At 60.2% G+C, this 19484-nt stretch carries 18 protein-coding genes and 2 pseudogenes; 14 read left to right on the forward strand and 6 right to left on the reverse strand.

Annotated features, from left to right (window positions below; all coding sequences use genetic code 11):
- Positions 1 to 225: pseudogene (locus tag RSW2DRAFT_RS17290) on the reverse strand (IS66 family transposase); the annotation flags it as partial.
- Here RSW2DRAFT_RS17290 and RSW2DRAFT_RS18120 point away from each other — a divergent pair.
- The 4 genes and pseudogenes from RSW2DRAFT_RS18120 to RSW2DRAFT_RS16490 all read left to right on the forward strand — a co-directional run.
- Positions 224 to 1300, forward strand: a pseudogene (locus tag RSW2DRAFT_RS18120) (DUF2793 domain-containing protein); the annotation flags it as partial. The pseudogenes RSW2DRAFT_RS17290 and RSW2DRAFT_RS18120 overlap by 2 nt on opposite strands.
- Positions 1301 to 1310: 10 nt before the next feature.
- A complete protein-coding gene (locus tag RSW2DRAFT_RS16480; RefSeq protein ID WP_008033049.1) occupies positions 1311 to 1619 on the forward strand; it encodes a hypothetical protein in 309 nt (102 codons plus the stop codon).
- A gap of 90 nt (positions 1620 to 1709) precedes the next feature.
- A complete protein-coding gene (locus RSW2DRAFT_RS16485; protein ID WP_008033051.1) occupies positions 1710 to 2363 on the forward strand; it encodes a TIGR02594 family protein in 654 nt (217 codons plus the stop codon).
- Positions 2353 to 2544: a Pam3-gp28 family putative phage holin gene (locus RSW2DRAFT_RS16490; protein ID WP_040672484.1), complete on the forward strand. Its 192-nt coding sequence runs from the start codon at positions 2353 to 2355 to the stop codon at positions 2542 to 2544. The genes RSW2DRAFT_RS16485 and RSW2DRAFT_RS16490 overlap by 11 nt, the downstream gene beginning before the upstream one ends.
- A gap of 61 nt (positions 2545 to 2605) precedes the next feature.
- Here RSW2DRAFT_RS16490 and RSW2DRAFT_RS16495 read toward each other — a convergent pair whose 3' ends face one another.
- Both RSW2DRAFT_RS16495 and RSW2DRAFT_RS16500 read right to left on the reverse strand, forming a co-directional pair.
- On the reverse strand, positions 2606 to 6238 hold the full coding sequence (locus RSW2DRAFT_RS16495) for an RNA-directed DNA polymerase (RefSeq protein ID WP_156790769.1): 3633 nt from the start codon (positions 6236 to 6238) through the stop codon (positions 2606 to 2608).
- 238 nt (positions 6239 to 6476) lie between these two features.
- On the reverse strand, positions 6477 to 7850 hold the full coding sequence (locus tag RSW2DRAFT_RS16500) for an exonuclease domain-containing protein (protein WP_008033057.1): 1374 nt from the start codon (positions 7848 to 7850) through the stop codon (positions 6477 to 6479).
- Between the two features lie 356 nt (positions 7851 to 8206).
- On the opposite strand from RSW2DRAFT_RS16500, the gene RSW2DRAFT_RS16505 reads away from it, so the two are divergent.
- Together RSW2DRAFT_RS16505 and RSW2DRAFT_RS16510 are read left to right on the forward strand one after the other, a co-directional pair.
- A complete protein-coding gene (locus RSW2DRAFT_RS16505; RefSeq protein WP_008033060.1) occupies positions 8207 to 8461 on the forward strand; it encodes a ribbon-helix-helix domain-containing protein in 255 nt (84 codons plus the stop codon).
- A 4-nt stretch (positions 8462 to 8465) separates the two neighbouring features.
- On the forward strand, positions 8466 to 8777 hold the full coding sequence (locus tag RSW2DRAFT_RS16510; RefSeq protein WP_008033062.1) for a type II toxin-antitoxin system RelE/ParE family toxin: 312 nt from the start codon (positions 8466 to 8468) through the stop codon (positions 8775 to 8777).
- A gap of 282 nt (positions 8778 to 9059) precedes the next feature.
- Here the strand turns inward: RSW2DRAFT_RS16510 and RSW2DRAFT_RS16515 are convergent, their stop codons facing one another.
- A complete protein-coding gene (locus tag RSW2DRAFT_RS16515; RefSeq protein WP_008033063.1) occupies positions 9060 to 9602 on the reverse strand; it encodes a hypothetical protein in 543 nt (180 codons plus the stop codon).
- Positions 9603 to 9614: 12 nt separating this feature from the next.
- Positions 9615 to 10718 carry a site-specific integrase gene (locus RSW2DRAFT_RS16520; protein ID WP_008033065.1) on the reverse strand — a complete coding sequence of 368 codons (1104 nt, stop codon included), beginning with the start codon at positions 10716 to 10718 and terminating at the stop codon, positions 9615 to 9617.
- Positions 10719 to 10852: 134 nt separating this feature from the next.
- On the opposite strand from RSW2DRAFT_RS16520, the gene RSW2DRAFT_RS16525 reads away from it, so the two are divergent.
- The 8 genes from RSW2DRAFT_RS16525 to RSW2DRAFT_RS16560 all read left to right on the forward strand — a co-directional run bounded on the left by RSW2DRAFT_RS16525 (position 10853) and on the right by RSW2DRAFT_RS16560 (position 19237).
- Positions 10853 to 11632 carry a hypothetical protein gene (locus RSW2DRAFT_RS16525; RefSeq protein WP_008033067.1) on the forward strand — a complete coding sequence of 260 codons (780 nt, stop codon included), beginning with the start codon at positions 10853 to 10855 and terminating at the stop codon, positions 11630 to 11632.
- Positions 11583 to 11843 (forward strand): hypothetical protein, encoded by a 261-nt coding sequence (locus tag RSW2DRAFT_RS16530; RefSeq protein WP_008033068.1) that lies wholly within the window; start codon positions 11583 to 11585, stop codon positions 11841 to 11843. The genes RSW2DRAFT_RS16525 and RSW2DRAFT_RS16530 overlap by 50 nt, the downstream gene beginning before the upstream one ends.
- Positions 11836 to 14361, forward strand: coding sequence for a DUF7146 domain-containing protein (locus tag RSW2DRAFT_RS16535; protein ID WP_156790770.1), 2526 nt, complete (start codon positions 11836 to 11838; stop codon positions 14359 to 14361). The genes RSW2DRAFT_RS16530 and RSW2DRAFT_RS16535 overlap by 8 nt, the downstream gene beginning before the upstream one ends.
- Positions 14362 to 14694: 333 nt before the next feature.
- Positions 14695 to 15222, forward strand: coding sequence for a hypothetical protein (locus tag RSW2DRAFT_RS16540; protein ID WP_232209706.1), 528 nt, complete (start codon positions 14695 to 14697; stop codon positions 15220 to 15222).
- Positions 15212 to 17005: a phage terminase large subunit family protein gene (locus tag RSW2DRAFT_RS16545; protein WP_008033075.1), complete on the forward strand. Its 1794-nt coding sequence runs from the start codon at positions 15212 to 15214 to the stop codon at positions 17003 to 17005. The genes RSW2DRAFT_RS16540 and RSW2DRAFT_RS16545 overlap by 11 nt, the downstream gene beginning before the upstream one ends.
- A 212-nt stretch (positions 17006 to 17217) precedes the next feature.
- A complete protein-coding gene (locus RSW2DRAFT_RS18125) occupies positions 17218 to 17427 on the forward strand; it encodes a ribbon-helix-helix domain-containing protein (protein WP_332250976.1) in 210 nt (69 codons plus the stop codon).
- Entirely contained in the window at positions 17424 to 18356 is a 933-nt protein-coding gene (locus tag RSW2DRAFT_RS16555; protein WP_008033078.1) for a DNA-methyltransferase, read from the forward strand. The genes RSW2DRAFT_RS18125 and RSW2DRAFT_RS16555 overlap by 4 nt, the downstream gene beginning before the upstream one ends.
- A complete protein-coding gene (locus RSW2DRAFT_RS16560; protein ID WP_008033080.1) occupies positions 18353 to 19237 on the forward strand; it encodes a DNA adenine methylase in 885 nt (294 codons plus the stop codon). The genes RSW2DRAFT_RS16555 and RSW2DRAFT_RS16560 overlap by 4 nt, the downstream gene beginning before the upstream one ends.
- On the opposite strand, the gene RSW2DRAFT_RS18405 is transcribed toward RSW2DRAFT_RS16560, so the two are convergent.
- A partial coding sequence (locus RSW2DRAFT_RS18405; protein WP_198008130.1) for a hypothetical protein occupies positions 19227 to 19484 on the reverse strand: 258 nt, incomplete at its 5' end. The two genes, RSW2DRAFT_RS16560 and RSW2DRAFT_RS18405, sit on opposite strands and share 11 nt — an antisense overlap.

Consider the following 19484-nt stretch of genomic DNA (forward strand, 5'->3'; position numbering starts at 1 on the left):
CGGTTCCAGCAAGGCGGCCGTCTTGCCGACCCAGTCCGCCAAGGTGGAGCGATCCAGATCAAGGCCTTCACGGTCGAATATCTGGCTCTGACGATACAACGGAAGATGGTCGGCATACTTGCTGACCAGAACATGGGCCAAGAGACCCGGCCCGGGACGGCCGCGTTCGATCGGGCGCGAAGGCATCGGGGCTTGCACGAACCGTTCGCAGCAGGCGCAGGTCAACCGCCTGTCGATGAACACGCCAGCCGTGCTGCTGAACAACGCAGGCGCTGGGATCGAGGCGACCGTCAACAAGGCAGCGGTCGGGAATGATGCGGCCTTTGCCTTCAAGACCGGGTTCTCGGTTCGGGCCCTGACCGGCCTCCTCGGGAACGACAACTTCAGCTTCAAGGTCAGCCCGAACGGGTCGACGTTCTTTGATGCCATCTTGATAGACCGCACCAATGGCCAAGTCGAATTGCCCCAGCCAACTGTCCTGCCGGGGCTGAACGCCGCGCCAACCCCACCACCCTCGGGCAAGACCTCGGTCTATGCGCGCAATCGTGCCGGGGCGCCGTGGATCGATGTCATGCGTCCCTCTGGCCGAGATTTTCCACTGCAGCCGCATTTCGGGGTGAACCGCATTGCCAACTGGTCACCGTCGATCACGACCACGATCACCACCGAGGGTCTGCCGATCACCAACGTCGGCACTGTCTCTCATCCAACGCTGGCCGCCACCAACCTCGCGGCCTCCATGCGGCGCTGGCGTCTGACCTCGGCGGCTGTGGTGGATTCAGTCGCCGAACAACGCTCGGCCGGATGGGCGTGCTGGCGTGGCAATGCCGCTGGATTGGGCGGCTGGACCTACGTGACGCGGATTTCTCTGACAACGCTGCAGACGACCGGGATGGGGTTCTTCGGCCTTTATGGCTCCATCGCTGCGCTGGCCGTCAACCTGACGCTGGCTGCAGTGATCAACGCAGTCGGCATCGGGTTCCAGCGCGGCACCCATGCCAACTGGCAGATGGTCACCAATGACGGCACCGGCGCGCCGACCCTGACTGACATGGGCGCGCCCTTTGCCATTGCCACCGGCGGTGTGCTGACGCTGTTCATCGCGGCCCCACCGAACGGATCGTCGGTCTGGGTCCGGGCGGTCAATGAGGTCTCTGGTGCGGTCTTTGAGCAGGAGATCACCGTCGACCTTCCCGCCAACACGCAATTCCTCTCGCCGCGCCTTTACCTCAACACCGGCGCGACAGCCGCCGCCGTCGCCTATGACTGCGCGGGCCTCTATCTCGAAACGGACTATTGAAGGGACCATCATGACTGAACGCACCACCATCCTCCAGGAGGTCGGCCAAGCCTTCCGCGAAAACGGCCTGACCGCAGCAATCACCGCTTTGGTCGGTGGCTCTCTTGCCATCGCCGCCACCGTCACCCGCAAGGCATTCACCAACGAGGCAATGCTGGAGCGCCTCGACCGGGAACTGCACCTCGAGCGCGAGCGAACCGACAAGCAGCGCGCAGATGACCGCAAGGCCGATGCCGACCGGCTGGAACGGATCGAAACCGACATCCGCGCCATGCGGGACGTGATGTTCGAGGCGTTCCAGCGCGGTCGCACCGACTGAAGCACTCTCACCACCAGCACTGACCTGTCCCCCACCCGCCCCAGAGGCGGGTTTTTTTGTTGCCCGAAGCAGGGCAAAAGGAGCGCTTCCATGTCCACCGACCAGACTGACGCCATCCGCCTGATCCAGAGCGGCTTGGACAAACTTGGCCACAGCCCCGGTGCCATCGACGGCAAATGGGGTGTCCGCACCGCACGGGCGCTGAAGCAATTGCTGTCTGCAAATGGACGGTCGGCCGCCTTGGCACCACCCGGCCCACTGCCGTGGATCACCGAGGCGAAAACCGCGCTTGGCCGCAATGAAGCGCGCGACCGGTCCTGGCTGATGGACTGGCTGAAGCGTGATGGCCGCTCCTTGGGCGATCCCAGCAAGAACCCCTGGTGCGGCGACTTCGTGGAGACCTGCATCCGCGTGGCCCTGCCCGATGAACTGCTTCTCGGCGCGCTCGGCACCAATCCCTATTGGGCGCGCAACTGGCTGCTGTTCGGGCAGGAGACCAAACCCGTCACGGGTGCGGTGCTGATTTTCGAACGCGGTTCTGGCGGCCACGTCGGCTTCGCAGTCGGCCAAGATGACACGCATTTCTACGTGCTGGGCGGCAACCAATCCGATGCCGTCACCATCGCACGGATCGCCAAGTCACGCCTTCTGGGCGCCCGCTGGCCCGCAACCTATCCGCCCCGCCCCCAACGCCTGCCGACCATGAAGCCGGGCGAATTCCTCGCAACCACCAATGAAATCTGAACTGGAGAACACCATGCTGAAACCTGCTATCCTCGCTCTCATCCGCCAAATCCTGACCGTCGCGGGTACCGCGCTCGTCGCCAAAGGCTTCGTGCAGGCCTCCGACATCGAACCGGTGATCGGCGCACTGCTGACCATCGGATCGGTCGTTTGGTCGGTGGCAGACAAAAGGGCGCGATAGGGCGCTGTGCTTCCCAAAATGCCGGAAGCGCGTAGCAATCTGCCACCGGCAGGGGTTTCGACTAACCTGCTGGTGGCGGCTTAAAAACTATCCCAGTCGCCTTGCGGTTCTTGAACGTAGCGATGTTTTCCAGTTCGAAAAATGCGATCGAAGCCTGTGGCTGTCCATGCATGTGGAATATCTGCCGTTTGTAATCCTTTGCGTAGGGTGCATAAGCATTGCTTCCACCATAGTTGCCATTGTTCGCCACGACGACCATTTGATGCATGTGGTAGTGCAAAGCGAGAGCCATATTGTCGAACGTTTTTACGTCTCTATTTAGGGCTGGAATAGCAAAAATGTCGGACCTATCCTTTAGGTCAGCCGCCAAATGAAGGTCGGTTGCGTCGAAGCAAATGGCGGCAGTCAGCCAAAGCGGATCGCTGTCTGGATCTTTGGACCAATCATATCCAATCAACCACTGACATGGGCGGAACGATTGTATCAGCCCTTTGGTCTCAAAGCCTTTCTCGCTCGGCGCCAAGTGTTTCTTACCCTGCCGCCTAATCAGGATCTGCGCACCGCGTGTGGGGTGGTGGGTTGGTATTATCCAGAGCGCGGAGTTCACGAGTGGCTGGCCGGCAAAAAGCTCGTCATAGGTGAGGCCCGCAAGGATGATCGTCTTGTGCGCTCTTGCAAATGGAACAAGGTGCGTCCGCACGTCGTCGGGATGGACCGCAAGTTCTGGCAAAATAAGCCAGTCGAGTCTGTGGTCCATGCCCTTGTGCGTTTCGCGGAGGGCCAATGAGCTTTTGACCGCAGCCAAGGCCGCAGAAAGATGGCGGCGATGACGTATCCGTAGAGTTGCATTTGACATAGTGAGATCGTTCTCATGAAAGTCGTCCACCGAGGGAAATGCCATCTGGACAACGCACGCCCGCAGGGGCTTCCCCTCACGCCTAAATGCACCCGGTACTTTGAGGGGCAGTAGCGCGACGCTGGACCCTTGCAACTCGCGCATGTATTTCAGTCGCGCATCAATGGCTTCGCGAGCTTCATCTATCGTGCCCGCTACCGGAGTATCGGCTCGCAGACCGGCACAGCCTGGCCACCACAACAGACCGAAGAGTATCTTCTCCACCCAGTCAGAAATGGGCAACCAATCATCACCGAACGCTGAGTAACCATTGAAGAAACCATGTATGCGCTCATGCCAATGACCGCCTGGCGATCTATAAATCTGCTTCTCCTCTTTCCAGTGCGGGCTGCGAGCTGGTCTGGTAAAGTCAGGCTGGGCTGTAAGGATAAAGCGCAAAAGAAAACCAAGCTGAAAGCGCCAGTGATCATCAGCAGGAACCCAATTTGGCGGGTCGTAAAGTGAATCGCCAGCCAAGTTGCGTCGCTGAAGCTGCAGCGATCCAACCTCGGACGTCGCCGCTTCCAGACTCAGTGTGACCTCGGATGGGGAAATAGCTGCTCCCTCCGCAACGCCATCAATTGCCAGCAGGAACTTGGAAGCGAAGCTCAACAAGGCACGCTCGTTACGGAGTTCATTCCGCGTCCCCGGCGAGAGCACGATTTTGGCCAACGTGCTGCTCTTGGCATCGGAATGATCTGAAAGGCCAAGATCTGCCCTGGTTCGAGGGGTAAGCGCAGATGCTTCGCCGGTGGCCTTCACGAGCTCAGCCCCAAAATTCGGATCAAGCGAGGCGATCCGGTTCAGCCGAGACGGCGTCAACTGAGGCCCGACCAGGTCTACCGCCCGTTGGCGGTCCAAATAGGATCGCCGGGCAAGAATGCTGAACGTCGCATATTCATCAGGCAGTAATTTTTGTGCATCGCCTTTCAGAAACCGAAGAAGTCTGGTGTATGGCCAAAGATCACCCTTTCCATGGGATGGCAGCAACTGAATATCAGGAGGGTCTGTTGCAAGCATCAGGTACGCCTGCTGTTTGAGGTACCATGGAAGGAGCGTTTCCGTGGTCTTAACAATCCTCAGCGCCTCATCTCGCAGAATTCGTCTATATTCATGGACCTTGACTGCCGATGGAAGCTGTTCGTCATCCTCAACGAAGCCTGTCTCAACGGCACCAGCCCGAAGAATTTCAGACAGGCAATACCAAGCGATCCGCCGCGGTGCATTCCGGGGGCCACCTTTCTGAGTAAACCTCCTCAGAAGATTGAGAATTCGCGTGAGGACGTCGGCATCTGGCCACATGTCGAGCGCAATCCGCAGCAAGCGGACATTGGAAGGATCGCTGACCCATTTCGAAATCAATTCTAATGCAAATGCTCGCATTTCATCATCGAGCTCACTTCGGGTGCGCACACCCTTAAATTGGCTGTATTCTTCGCCATCACCCTCCGCCTTTTGATCTTCGCGGGTTTGCCAAAGCTGGGGGCGCAGAGAGCGATAAGTCGAACGAAATCGGCCAGCGACGAAGCGGTCGACCGTTGAGTCGCGCACGTCAGGAATGGGTCGAAATGGGTCGTGCTCGCTGACCGCCTCGGCCCTCGCCAACCGGTCCTGCGCCCTGACAAGAGCGAGCACCGAATCTAGGATTTCTCCGCCAGCAACAGGGTCAAAGCCTCCTGAGATCGCTGCTTGGATCCGCCCCATTCGCTTGCTCTGCTGAACCAGCGGTCGTTCATCCGCCCGGAACGCGGTCACCTGCGTCTTCTCTTCCGCTGGGCTTAGGCCAGGTGCTGATCGATCTAGACTGCTCTTGATCCACTTAAAGATGTCGGACTTTACCGCTTCTATATCCACGGCCAAAGGAGCTGACAGCACAAACCTGAGGTCATCGACGTATCGGGCGACGTCGTGCAGCTTGATGTTCGGGAGAATTTCCCGACCAATCTGTTCTTGAAGCTGTTGATCAAATTTCGCAAGGGCAACATTCGCAAAAAAGCCAGCTGCAACGAGCCCCTGCGGCAGAACGATCATGCTGAAATCTGGAATGCCAGACTGCTTGGCGTAAATGTCGATCTCTTTGAGATCGTTAGCTGACCATTTCCACGTCAGGAAGCCTGTAGCCCGCTCGAAAAAGGCGGACTCGCCAACATCACCTTGGAGGTTGCGTATGGCTTTATGCAAGAGTTCGGATGTGACACGATCATAGAATTGGCGAAGATCCGACTGCACGATCAGCGTCCGTGGATAGTCCCTATGGACCCTTTCAGCCACGTCTTCCGGCCTAGCTAAAAATGTCTGATAGTCCTCATAAAAGCCCCGATAGAGGGTACCTGACCCCCACCTCTGGTTCGCGCTTCCGTTCTTGAAATCGCTAAACAGCCTATTTCCGTATGAGACAACTGTATGAAGTTCAGCACTGTCTAGCGGTATGGCTGGGTCGCCTTGGCGCGTCTCGACACGATCTGCCAGACACATCATGATCGCTGTCGCAATGACCTGGTCACGCAGGCTTACATGAGCAAGCGGACGAATCTTTGCCGTGTCACCGTTACCGTCGACTGGTTTCCACTGACCATCACCTTCAATTCTCCATTTCTGGCTTTTCGGCGCTGGAACCATTCGGATTGGATTAGACAGTAGTGGGGCTTCGGACTTGATCTCAGCTGAAATCTTCGAAATGAATTCCCTTAGGTTGACTGCCGTTCGGTCAAGCTCAAGGGTATCGGAAAACCAATTATGGTATCGTATGTAGCTGGCGGTCTTCTTCCATGCCTGAATAAGCACGGTTTCGTCGGCCAAGCACTCGATCGTCGGTACCAAGGAAGTAAATGTCACCTACGCCCCCAAAAGATGGGCCGACACGCGTCGCCCTTCACAAAGTCAGTTCAGTCTCAGCATCTGGTCAAGCAGTTCAGCCAACATAGCCATTTTCTCTGCTTAGCGCCCCGCTCGCCAAATCAGTGGTTGCTTACCCAGTCTTCCCGCACAAAGCCAATGACGGCAATCGTCGATGTGGAGACCAACCATCGGAGACCTGTCATCTGAACGAAAATTGTCGAATGAAATCGGCAATTTCGTCAAGTGCCGCATCGTCCGTCCCAGGCAGCGCCCGCTGTTCGGCAATGGCGCGCATTGCCGATGCGATAGTCGTCCACTCTGTCTTAGGCCCCTCTTCGGCATTCCACCGGTCGCGCAGGAACGCGTCAAACTGCTTGGCCTCATCGGAGGACATGAGTTCGGGGGCGTGGAAAGCGATGAGCCTGCGGCCGAGCTGGCGCAGACGGACGTCGGTTAGAACGTTAGCTATCTCCTGACGGCGGCGCCAGTCGGCCCGCTGGAAGTCGGCCAGAAGATCACGATCAGCCTTGGCAAAGAAGCCGCCATAGATCTGCTTTTCAACCGGTGGGGGCGGCGCATCGGGGTCCTCGACGTAACGCGCGGCCATAGCCTGGCCAACACGAGCGCGGAAAGCAGGGTTCGCTGCGATAAAAGCTGCTTTGCGGAGGTGGTCGGGATCTGGACTGGCTATCGGGAAGAGAGACGGCACCTTGTTGGTCGCGATGCTGCGGATGATCTGGGGCGAGCTATCGACCGCCTCGAATAGCGCCGTATCATCGGCCTTGATCAATACTTCTGGATCGCCCGCCTCCAGATCGAAGAAAGCCGCATTTGTCGGGTTTCCAGCAGCAGTGCCGCAGAAGCACCCCACATAAGCACGGGGCGGCCCACCGCCAAAGCGCAGCACCAACTCGACCGGGCGGAAGGATTCCAGAATCGCCGTGACGTTCTGCTTGTCGCGGTTGTGCAGGATGGCCGACCAGAGCGCAGGGTCGCCCTTGGCAATGAGGCCGGCGATATGGATCGTGGCCTCGACATCACCAAGCGCATCATGGGCATTGTGCGCGTTGAAGCCGTTGGCCGGGGCCAGACGGTCCAGCTTGAAGGTCGTGCGGTCAGTATCATCGGTGGGCCAATGCATGAGACCGCGATTGCGGCACCACACAGCATAGACGGCGGTCAGGATATCGAGCCGGTTGTTGCCGTTGAGCTGCGTTGCATAGATGTTCGGCTGAAGGTTCTGGTAGAAGGCTTGGCGCAGCACTTCCTCATCGAACCGGATGGTGTTGAAGCCCACCCACGTCGCAGGCGCCCAACGTTCAGTTAGCTCCATGATGGTTTGGGTAAACTCAAACAAGGACGGCAGTTCGGGGTCAACCAGCTGCGCGGGCGTCACGCCGGTGACGAACAGCGCTTGAGGGGACGGGATGATGTGCGGCGCGATCCGGCAGCGAAGGTTGACGCGCTCGATTTCGACAAGACTGTCATCCGTGCGGATCGCCGCAAACTGCAGCGGCTGATCAAAGGCAGGCGATATCCCGGTGGTCTCAAGATCGTAAAAGACAAACCCCATCAGAGGACCCTTTCGAACAAACAAGTGGCCTCTGCTCCATTATCGGCTGCGCGCGCTGCAGCGCTTGGCCCAATTTGCGCCGCCATAGGTGACTGCGTAGACAAGCACTTCGGCAGCATCATCGTCAACAACGAAGGCAATGACGGCTGTGCGCCCTGCCGGGATGGCACGCAAACCAGGAGCGATTTTATCAGGTAGACTGCCCTTTTACCTTAACTTATCCCAAGCAACTTGCACTTTGGTCTCTGGCGTCTGCAACCATGTTTGGCATGCACAGTGGTGGGCACTCCGACAGCCAGGAAACTTGCGCGCGTCTTCATTTTTGCTTATCTTGAAGACGTAAACCGGAGGCCGCCATGTCCCAGACCACAACGATGACTGTCCGCATCAGCGGCGCGCTGAGCGAGTTCGTGGCCTCGAACGTGGGTGAGAACGGGTCCTACGAGAACATCAGCGAATACGTCCGCGACCTGATCCGGCGCGACAAGGAGCGGGCCGAGGCGGAAGCGTTCAATCGGTTGAAAGCCGAACTGACACGCGCATTTGCGGCACCGGAGGAAAGCTATCGCCCGTTGACCGCCGCCGAGGTAATCGCCCGGAACCGGGGCTGACCTCATGGCCGTCCTGGTCCAGGAGGCCGCATCCCTGCGGCTTGACGAGATCTACCGGTACACGCGCGACCGTTGGGGCGCTGAACAGGCTGATCGCTACATCACCGATCTCTTTGCAGCGTTCGGCAAGATCGAGGTGCACGGCGTCGCGTCGCGGCCGATCCCGGCAGAGTTCGCCATCGACGGCTTCTACTTCCGGCACGAGCATCATTTCGTGTACTGGCGGCGTCTGTCGAACGGCAACATCGGCATCGTGACGGTCCTGCACGAGCGGATGCATCAGATGGATCGGTTTCGGGACGACCTGCCCGACTAATCTGGCCCGCGTAGGGGGGCCTCGTAAAACGTTGACCAGGTGTTGACAAGAATTTGGAATGACAAAAGCCGAGCGTTACGCTCGGCTTTGAAGTCTTTGATATCTTGTAGAATTTTGGTTGCGGGGACAGGATTTGAACCTGTGACCTTCAGGTTATGAGGCCCAACCCAGCGCCCGGAATAACCACGTGATTTCCGCGTGTTAGCCGATTTTCAGGCTCGCAACGTCGGCGTCGTGTCGCACGGAACAGCCGCAAATCGTTGGAACGGAACGGGAATTCAATCACGTTGGACTGATCGCCACACCTGGGTCCCAGATGACGCTTCCACGAATGCCCTCGGGATAGACAACAATTACCGGACGCTGCGAGATAAGCTTGGCGCTGTCGGTCCGACCTTCTCGAAGCCACTCCAGAACGGAGTCCTGGGCGGTCTGGTCAAGGTTGCGCTTGATTGACCGGCCAATGATGTCAACGCGACGCCCCTGAAAACCGATATCGTTGGGATGGCGTCCAAGGTGCGAGGGACCGAAATCTTTGACACCGCGACGGCGGTACGGAAATGGCCGCGCGGGATGTTCGGAGAAGAAGGCCCACACGTCGAGGTCTTTGATGCCACTCCTTTGCCGAACGAAATGCTCGGCACCGCCTTGGCAGAGGCAGATCATCAGAAGGCGATGACGGTAGAGTTCGCCCGTTTCGGTTCGCCTCGCGAATAGCTCCTGCAAGTCATCGTAGGCCAATCCTGCAAGCCGCTGGAGATCAGCGGCGGTGAGTGGCTCGAATGACCGCTCGGATACAGATGAGGGATCTGCGACATCTTCCATGATGCCGCCAGCCTACCCCAACAGCTTCGCCTCGACCATGGCCATTGCTTTCTGGTGGTCGGGTGACGGGAACAGATGCCCGTAACGTTCCATGGTCATCTGGATGGAGGAGTGGCCCGCAAAGGTCATGATCTCCTTGATCGAGAAGCCTTGCTCGATCCACAGCGACACGGCGAAGTGGCGCAGGTCGTGCCAGCGCATCGTCACCTCGACCTTTTCCAGCAGCTTGCGGAACCGGTCCTGCGTCCGGGTGTGTTGCAGGATCCCGCCCTGCGGCGCGGGGAACACCAGCCCCAACTCGCTTTTTGGGCAGCGCAGTTTCCAGCGGCGCAGGGCGTTCAGCACCATGGGCCCGGCAGGGATGTCGCGGAACCCTGCCCGCGATTTCGGCTCGCCCATCTGGTTGTAGGCATCGGCGCGCTGGCGGATGTGCAGGAAGCCCTTGTCGAAATCGACGTCCTGCCAGCGCAGGCCGCGCAGTTCTGACGCGCGCAGGCCGCCCAGCGCCGAGACGATCAGGTGCGGTTTGAAGTCCTCGTCAGCCGCCTCGATCAGCGCGCGGATCGCTTCCTTGGACGGCACCGGGGCCTTGTGCTCGATCCGGCTGGACTTGATCACCCGCACGCCCTGCGCGGCATTGGTGAACAACTGGCCGTTGTCGATGGCATGGTCGAGGATCAGCTTCAGCACCGACAGCGCGCGGCGGGTCAGGTGTTCGGAGCGGCCATTCAGCAACAGCCGGTCGCGCAGTTCGTTCACATGGCGTCGGGTCAGCTGGGCAATCAGCTTGTCCCCGATCCCGACCACCGGCGCGGTCAGGTGCAGCCGCACATAGTCGCTGTAGCCGCGAAGGGTGGACCGCTCCATCCGCCTCCCCGTCTTGCAGCGCACCTCGCAATGATCGAGCCAGCTTTGCGCAGCCCCGGCCACCGTCGTGCTGTCGCTGTCGGCCAGATAGGTATGATTGGCGACCAGTGAGCGGACCTTGACCAGATAGACGTCCGCATCCTTGCGGCGCGGGAACAGCTTGGACCGTCGCTTGCCCGCCTGGTCGGTGAAGTCCACCTGCCATCGGACCAAGCCCGAGGGCAGCGTGCGTTTGCGGATCGTGGCCATGATTTCCCTCCGTGTGCGTAAGAAACGGGACCAGTTGTCAAAGCCCGTTAATTGGTGATATGAACCATCGCTAGTGCACTTGCAATGGATTGTTGCACGTGTAAAGCCCTTGTTCATGAACGGAGCCCTCATCAATGACAGCCAGCGAACGGAACGGTGCGGAAGCACCCGAACCGCTCTTCTATGGCGACGCGGACGCGGTTGCGGCATCGGGGATGCCCCTGCCCAGCCTGCGTGTCCTGCAAGCAGCCGGAGCCATTCAGGCCCAGAAAACTCCCAAGGATCACGGCGGCTTCCGGCGGTTGTGGCGCGAGGAGGACGTGCTGATTGCTGCGATTGGTGCCGCGATCAGCGAGCATTTCGCCTGGAACATCCGGATCGTGGCCGAGGTGATGGCCAAGACAAAACCGGGCACATGGGCCGCGCTGACAGCCTCGATTGCCGGGACCATTTCACCCGAAGAGGGCGCGCTGATCCGATCATTGCAAGACGACTGGCATCTCGACCTGATCAACCGGCAGCATCTGTTCCTGCGGGTGCCACCCGTTGTCGCCGCCTTTTTCCTCGATGCCCCGCCCCGCGAGACCAACCTGATCCTCGGCTACGCAGCATCAAAGGACACGTTCAAGATGGTGCCGTGGCTGCTTGGCAGTCCGGAGGGTCGCACCAAGCTCGCGGCCATCACCTCCGCGGCGCAGATCACGACCGGCGAACGCATCTACAAGCTGGCCATGGCGACCCGCGCCAACGCACTGAGCACCGCCAGCGTCAACATCAGCATGCAGATCCGCGCCACATGGCGCCGTCTTCACGGCCTTGACGCTCACTTCCTCCAAGACGCCCTGCCCCAGAAAGGAACCTCCAATGACCCAACATCCCGGCCCCGCCCAAAAGATGCAACAGACAGCGACTGAGGTGACGCTCGGCGATGACCTGCTTCGCGGCGCGGATGAAATCGCCAAGTTCATGTTCGGCGACGTGAAGCACCGCCGCAAGGTTTACTACCTGACTGGCGAGGCACCGAAGGGCATGCCCCACTTCAAGATGGGTTCGGTGATCTGCGCCCGCAAAAGCACGCTGCTGAACTGGATCGTGCAGCAGGAGCGTTTCACCCCGGGTGAATGACGGCCATCGCAAATGTCCTGAGGTCCGCGACCCAATCGCGGACTCCTTCTTCCATCAGAAGCATAGCGCCCTCATGACCTTGCAGGACCATCCGCTCGACTTCAACGACGTACCGCCTGCCCGCAAGGCGCGGGGTTCTAAGCGTATCTCGGCGGCCCGACTGGCGGAACTGCTGAACGACCGGATCGGCGATCTTGCCGTTGCCTTGCTCGGCACCCCTAACCGCGAACTGTCCAGCCAGCAGCAGCTTCGCTTTGGGGCCAAGGGCAGCGTCGCGGTGGAAATCGCGGGCAAGGATGCCGGGCGCTGGTATGACCACGAGGCAGGCACCGGCGGCGCTGGGCTGGAACTGATCCGGCACCATCTCGGGTTGGATGAGAAGCCTGCTTGGGATTGGGCGCGCAACTGGCTGGGCGAGGCGGAAATGCCTGCGTCCTGGACCGCCAAACCGGCCACCACGCCTGCCTCGGGCACAGCGAAGCCCGTCGAAATGACCGATGCGGAACGCGCCACCAAGGTCGCAGACATCGTACGTCAGACCGAAAGCCCGAACGGCACACCTGCCCACGCCTATCTGCGCGGGCGAGGGATCGCCATTCAGCCACCCTACTGCATCCGATTTCGACAGAACGCCTATGGCAGCTATGGCGCGATGGTCGCGCTGGCCACCGATGCGACGGGCGAGGTTCTGGCCATCCAGCAGGTCTATCTGACCGCCGAAGGCAAGAAGGCTCCGGTCAATCCCGTCAAACGCACCAACAAAGCGGTCGAGGGCTGGGCCGAACGTTCCGCCGTCCGTCTGCCGGGGCGCGAACCGTTGGTGCTCTGCGAGGGGGTGGAAACCGCCCTGTCGATCTGGCAGGCGACCGGTCAGGAGGTCTGGGCCTGCCTCGGCATCTCGAACATTGCCCGCGCGCCCGTCCCCGAAAAGGCAATGGTGATCATCGCCCGCGATGGCGACGCGCCCGGCAGCAAGGCCGAGGGCCAGATACTGCGCACCGCCAGCAGTCTTGTCGCACGCGGGTTTACGGTGCTCATGGCCACCCCGCCTGAAGGTGAGGATTTCAACGACATCCTGGTGCGCGAGGGCGAAGACGCCGTCCGCAGCCGCATCGCAGGCGCCGAACCCTTGCGCGCCGACCAGGCCGATACCCGCAGCAAGGATCTTTACATCGGGTCAGACGTCGAGATCGCCAAGCGCGTCCGCGAAGACCTGACCGCCCGTCACGGGCGCATCGTCCATGCCGAAGGCGCGTTCTGGCGCTACACTGGCACCGAATGGGAGGCCATCGAGGACCATCTGATCCGGCTGCCGGTCCATGCCTATGACGGCGCGGATTTCATGACGGCGGCGGGCGAACCCTCGCGCGTCAAGCTGAGCAGATCCCGCGTGGACTCCGTGCTGAACGAATGTGCCGCCCTCTGCGCCGAACCGCACTTCTTCGAAAACCCGCCCGCCGGGATCAACTGCACCTCGGGCTTCATCCGTTTCGACGCCGCTGGCACACCTCACCTTGAACCCCATCACCGCAATCACCGATGCCGCCACACCCTGCCGGGCCATTGGCATGCGGGCGTGCCGGGCACCCCGCCCGAAGGCTCCTTGCTGCACCGCCTTCTAACCGGCAGCTTCAAAGGCGACCCAGAGGCCCAAGCAAAATGCGATCTTCTGGCCGAGATCTGCGGATCGGCCGCGCTGGGCTATGCGACCCACCTGCTGCAACCCCGCGCCGTAGTGCTGCATGGCATGGCCGCCGAAAACGGCAAAAGCCAGTTTCTCAATCTCGCCCGCGGTCTCCTACCCCCCAGCGCCATCTGCTCTGTTCCCGCCTCGCAAATGGGGGACGACAGGCATGTCCTCGGCTTGGTCGGCAAGCTTCTGAATGCATCCGACGAGTTGTCGGCGGAAGCCATCGCGTCGGACGCATTCAAGGCCGTCGTCACTGGCGATCCGGTCCAGGGGCGCGATGTCTACAAGAGCAGGGTCGAGTTCCGCTCGGTGGCACAGAACCTATTTGCCACGAACACCCTGCCCAGCTTCAAGGGGGGCGTGGACCGTGGCGTTCAGCGCCGCCTGATGGTGATCCCCTTCACCCGCACGATCCCCATCCCTGAACGCGTCGCGGATATCGGCAAGCGGATCGCCTCCGATGAAGCCGACCTGCTGCTGGCATGGGCTGTCCATGGCGCGGCGCGGCTGATCCGGCAACGCAATTTCGCCATCCCCGAAAGCTGCCACCGGGCCCTTCTCGACTGGGTGCTGGGCGAAGACCCGGTGCTGGCCTGGATCGACGCCTGCGTGCGTGTGCAGCCCATCGTGAACGGTGGCCCGATGCTAGCCACCCGTGACGCGCACCTCCGGTTTCAGAACTGGGCGCTGGCCGAGGGCTTCAAGACCGAGAAGATCCCTGCGATCAACGGCTTCGTGCAGCGCGTGCAAGCCCAGGTGGCGGGCATCCAGCACAAGCGCACCAGCACGGGGCGGTTCTTCCTCGGCATCACAGTGACGCAAGGGTGACGCAAGAATGACGGGCTTTTCCCTGCAACCCATTGAAAGTGTTGAGATGACGCACTTGGCCCGAACCTTTTCATATAAGGGGGAAAACAACACAACCCTGAATACACATTACACCCCTTATATAAAATGTTGCTCGGGAAGGTGCGTCATCTCAACACTATCAACGGCTTACGCCCCAAAACCCGTCATTTCCGCGTCATTGTTGCGTCACCCACAGCGCCCCACGGGCGGGCTTGAGGGGCGTCAATCGGGAAGGATCGGGAAAGCGGCGGTTCCTTTTGGGCCGATCCGTATGTGGGGGAGCGCAGCGCATGACCCCGCCAGCGTCAGGGGGTGGAATTGACTAAACTCAACGCCTCCGAAACCAAGACTGCCTTCGCCACACGGGTCGGCCTGACCAAGGGCCGCATCTCGCAATTGGTGGCCGAAGGTCTGCCGGTGCGACCCGATGGTCAGATCGATGTGGCCGAGGGGCTGGCATGGATCGAGGACAATCTCGATCCGTCGCGTCGCAACAAGGGTGGTGCTTTCGCCGCCCCTACATCGCCCGCCCGTGTCTCGACCACGCTGGCCGAGGCCAAACGCCTGCATGAAATCGTCAAGGTCCAGCGGGCCAAGCTGGCGTTCGAACGCGAACAGGGTCAGTTGGTCGAAACACTCGCCGCCACACGCACGGTTTTCGCCCGCGCCCGGGCTGAACGCGACGCCCACATGGCGTGGGTTCAGCGCACGGCACCCCTGCTGGCCGCCGAGGTCGGGGCCGATCCGCGTGCCACCTTCGCCGCGTTGGACCGGATGATGCGCGAGCATCTCGAATACCTGGCCGACATGCCGCTGGGGAGTTTTGGCGATGGTGCCTGAGATCGACCTCGCCTGGCGCCGCGGCATCCGACCGGAACCGCCCATCCCGGTGTCGGACTGGGCCGACCGCCATCGCATCCTGCCGCCGACCTCGGCGGAACCGGGGCGCTGGCGCACGGACCGCACGCCCTACCTGCGCGCGGTGATGGATGCATTGTCGACCTCCAGCCCCTATGAACGGGTGGTGCTGATGAAGGGGGCGCAGACGGGCGGGTCCGAAGCCGGGCTGAACTGGCTCGGCTACATCATCCAGAACGCACCAGGCATCGCCATGCTGGTCATGCCGTCACTGGACATGGTGCGGCGCAACACGACCGTCCGGATCGATCCGCTGATCGAGGCCACCCCTCCCCTTCGTGACCTGGTCTCCGCACCCCGGTCGCGCGATGCCGGGAATAGCCTGTTCCGCAAATCCTTCCCCGGTGGCCAGCTGGTGATGACCGGCGCCAACAGCGCGGTGGGCCTGCGATCCACGCCCGTGCGATATCTGTTTCTGGACGAGGTGGACGGTTATCCCGGCGACGCCGATGGCGAAGGTGATCCCGTCGATCTGGCCATCCAGCGCACCACCACCTTCAGGGGGCGGCGCAAGATCTACATGGTGTCCACGCCCACCCTGAAAGGCCATTCGCGTATCGAGGCGGCCTATCTTGACAGCGATCAGAGGTATTTCCATGTGCCATGCCAGCATTGTGGCAACATGGCACCGATCACTTGGGCGCGCATCCGCTGGCCCGAAGGGCAGCGCGACGCCGCCTATCTGGTCTGCGATGCCTGCGGCGGCGTGCATCATGAACACGAAAAGCCGCGCCTGATGTCTGCCGGTGAATGGCGGCCGACCGCGCTGGGCGATGGCCGCACGGCGGGGTTCCACCTGTCATCGCTCTATTCCCCATGGGAGACTTGGGCCGAGATCGCGCAGGAACATGCCCGCGTTTCCAAGGATCCCGCCCGCCTGCAGGTCTGGGTCAACACAAAGCTGGGCGAATCGTGGGAGGACCAGGCGGGCGACACCGTTCCAGCCGACCCACTGATGGCCCGGCGCGAGGATTGGGGCAGCGACCTTGCCCCCGGCGTGGCCGTGCTGACGGCGGGCGTCGATGTCCAGGGCGACCGGATCGAAGTCCAAATCGTCGGCTGGGGCCGTGACGAGGAAGCATGGGTGATCGACTACCGGGTCCTGTGGGGCGACCCTTCCGGCCCGCGCCTGTGGTCCGATCTGGATGGCGTGCTGAACGGCAGTTACGGCGATCTCCCCGTGCGCGCCGCCGCGGTAGACACAGGCGGCCACCACACCAAGATGGCCTATGAGTTCTGCCGCACCCGCCTTGCCCGCCGCATTTGGGCAATCAAGGGGCGCGGCGGCCCCGGCATCCCGGTCTGGCCGCGCCGTCCCACCCGCAGCAACAAGGCAAAGATCCCGCTGTTCATCATCGGCGTCGATGCCGTAAAGGATGCCGTCTTCGCTCGCCTGAAACTGACCGAACCCGGCCCCGGTGCCATCCACTTCCCCCGCCGCCTCGACGCCGACTACTTCCGCCAGTTGACCGCCGAACGCGTCGTCACCCGTTTTGAGAAGGGCCGCCCGATCCGCTCCTGGCAACCCAAGCGCGACGGCGAACGCAACGAGGCGCTGGACACCTTCGTTTACGCCCACGCCGCTCTGCATGGCCTGATCAGTATGGGGATGCGGCTGAACGAGGAGGCGGAGGGGATCAGCGGACGCACGGCGAAGAGCGTCCCAGTGGCACCAAGGGTCATACGCTCCGGATGGATGAGATAGGGATGATCCCTTCAGATCGCCACCACTATCCCCGACCCTTGGACGTTTTCCGTTGTTGCTCGCCCTGCAAAACGGTTGGTCGCATTTCTTCGGCGAACCGCCCTTTGTCTACCACATATAGTGGTCTTGCCTACGAAAAGTGGCTTGAGGCCCATGAGAGAGTATGACAGCATGACGGCATGCATTCATATTGTGCGTACAGCGAGGAAAACATGCAGTCATCAGCAGCTAAGTCCGCTGGGACCAGCGGACGGGCACCTAGCCGGGTTGGAAAGAAGGGCGTGACCTTCTACCTGGAGCCAGACGCCGTAAAGCAGCTGCGCAGCCTTGGCTTAGACGAGGATCAAACACTCCAAGCTTTGATGATCGAAGCAGTCAACATGCTATTCAAGAGCCGAGGAAAGGCCGAGACCGCCAAATGACCAAAGAAGCAACTCAGGATCTCCAGACGGCACCCGTTAAGCGTCGCGGACGTCCTTCGAAATCTTCTGTCGACCTGCCGACACAATCTTTGCCTCAGCATCGTGATGAGAGCGGCAATCTGCAAACGGTAGGCATTGGAGGCCTTGAGACCCAGCGTGTCTATCATGGCAACTTCATCGAAATGGTGTCGCAGCTTCCCGACCAGAGCGTTGATATCATCATCGCCGACCCGCCCTATAACGCAAGCAAGGGCAACGAGCTTACAATGCAGTATGGAACGTTGCCCGGCTTTGGTGGCAGTTGGCGCAAGATCGCGCAAGTTTGGGACGACATGAGCTTGCACGATTATTTGGCGTTCACCTTAAGCTGGCTGACTGAAGCGCGACGCGTCTTGAAGCCAACCGGCTCTATGTGGGTGCACGGGACATATCACAGTGCAGGGGTTACCAACGTTGCCATGCAGATGCTCGAAGTCGAAATCATAAACGAAATAGTCTGGTACAAGCGAAATAGCTTTCCCAACCTTGCTGGCCGTCGGCTGACTGCTAGCCATGAGACAATTCTATGGGCTCATCGCGGCGGCAAGCGCGCCTACCGTTTCAACTACGAGCACTCTAAGTTCGGTGATTTCTCTGATGACGACCTGAAATCACCCGGCAAACAGATGCGCACGGTCTGGGATCTACCAAACAACAAACCGCGACATGAGCAAGCACATGGCAAGCATCCTGCACAGAAGCCGGTTCGCCTCGCCAAGCGGTTTATCGAGCTTTCTGCTGGGCCCGGCGATCTCTGCCTTGTTCCCTTTGCCGGTTCTGGAAGCGAATGTGTTGCGGCACAGGAGGCGGGGCTGCACTTCATTGGCTTTGACACCGATGAATCCTACGTGGAAATTGCTCGCGCGCGGCTCAGCAGAGGTGCGAAATGAAATCATTTGACGCCTTTCTTTTTGAACCTGCCGAACTGCCTACCTTCGAGGTGGCTAAGGAAAGCCACACATCGCACGGCGACGTACCTTCGCTTCTGAAATGGACAGGAAGTAAGCGCAGCCAAGCTGCACGCATCGCGGCTTTCGCCCCCAGCCACGAACGCTATTACGAGCCATTTATTGGGGGTGGAGCGCTTCTATTCATGCTTGGCAAACCTGGTGCTGTCGGCGCAGACATTTACGCTCCTTTGATCGCATTTTGGAAATTGGTGCGCGATGATGCGGAGCGTTTGATTGACGATTACACCACGCAATGGGCTGCGTTGCAGGCTGACCTGCCCGGTTACTTTTACATCGTGCGTGATCGCTTCAACGCGGATCAACGGCCAGAAGACCTCAACTTCCTCATGCGTACATGCGTTAATGGGATTGTACGGTTCAGCAAGAGCGGTCAGTTCAACAATTCGTTTCACCTGTCGCGCAAAGGGATGCTTCCGCAGCGTTTCGCAAAGATTGTGCGTGAATGGTCCGCTCATCTGCAGGGAATTGAGTTTCGCAACGGCGACTTCCAGCAAACCACTGCAGATGCCCAATCGGGTGATTTCGTCTATCTTGACCCGCCTTATGCTGGAAACAAGCAACGCTACATCGGTGATCTCGACGTCGACCGGTTCTATAGCGTACTCGACGAACTGAACCGTCGCAGCGTCAAATGGGCATTGTCATTCGATGGGACGCGAGGCGAGACCGCATACGACTACAGCCTTCCCGCTGAGTTGTACAAACGCAAAGAGCTTCTCAAGAGTGGCTACAGCGCCGTTGCCAAGGTGCTCAATGGCCCCGTAGAAATGGTGACGGAGAGTCTATACCTCAATTACTGACATTAATCGTCACGAACGGTCCCCAATTGGGCAAAGCAGCAAGATAGCCGACAAGAGCTGTACCTGCGGCTGTGTCGCCCCGCATATGAAGAGTGCACATCTTGCCGTCCTGCGCGAACTCCACGCCAATCTGAATGTCGAGGTTGGTTCCGTCTGGAACCCCTGAAAACGGGCTGTGCGCCGTAGCCAAGTAGGCGCCAACCGACACATATTGCATATCGCGACATACCCATTGGTCGTTATAGAT

It is taken from the genome of Rhodobacter ferrooxidans, assembly GCF_000176015.1.
In the GTDB taxonomy this organism is placed as follows: domain Bacteria; phylum Pseudomonadota; class Alphaproteobacteria; order Rhodobacterales; family Rhodobacteraceae; genus Pseudorhodobacter_B; species Pseudorhodobacter_B ferrooxidans.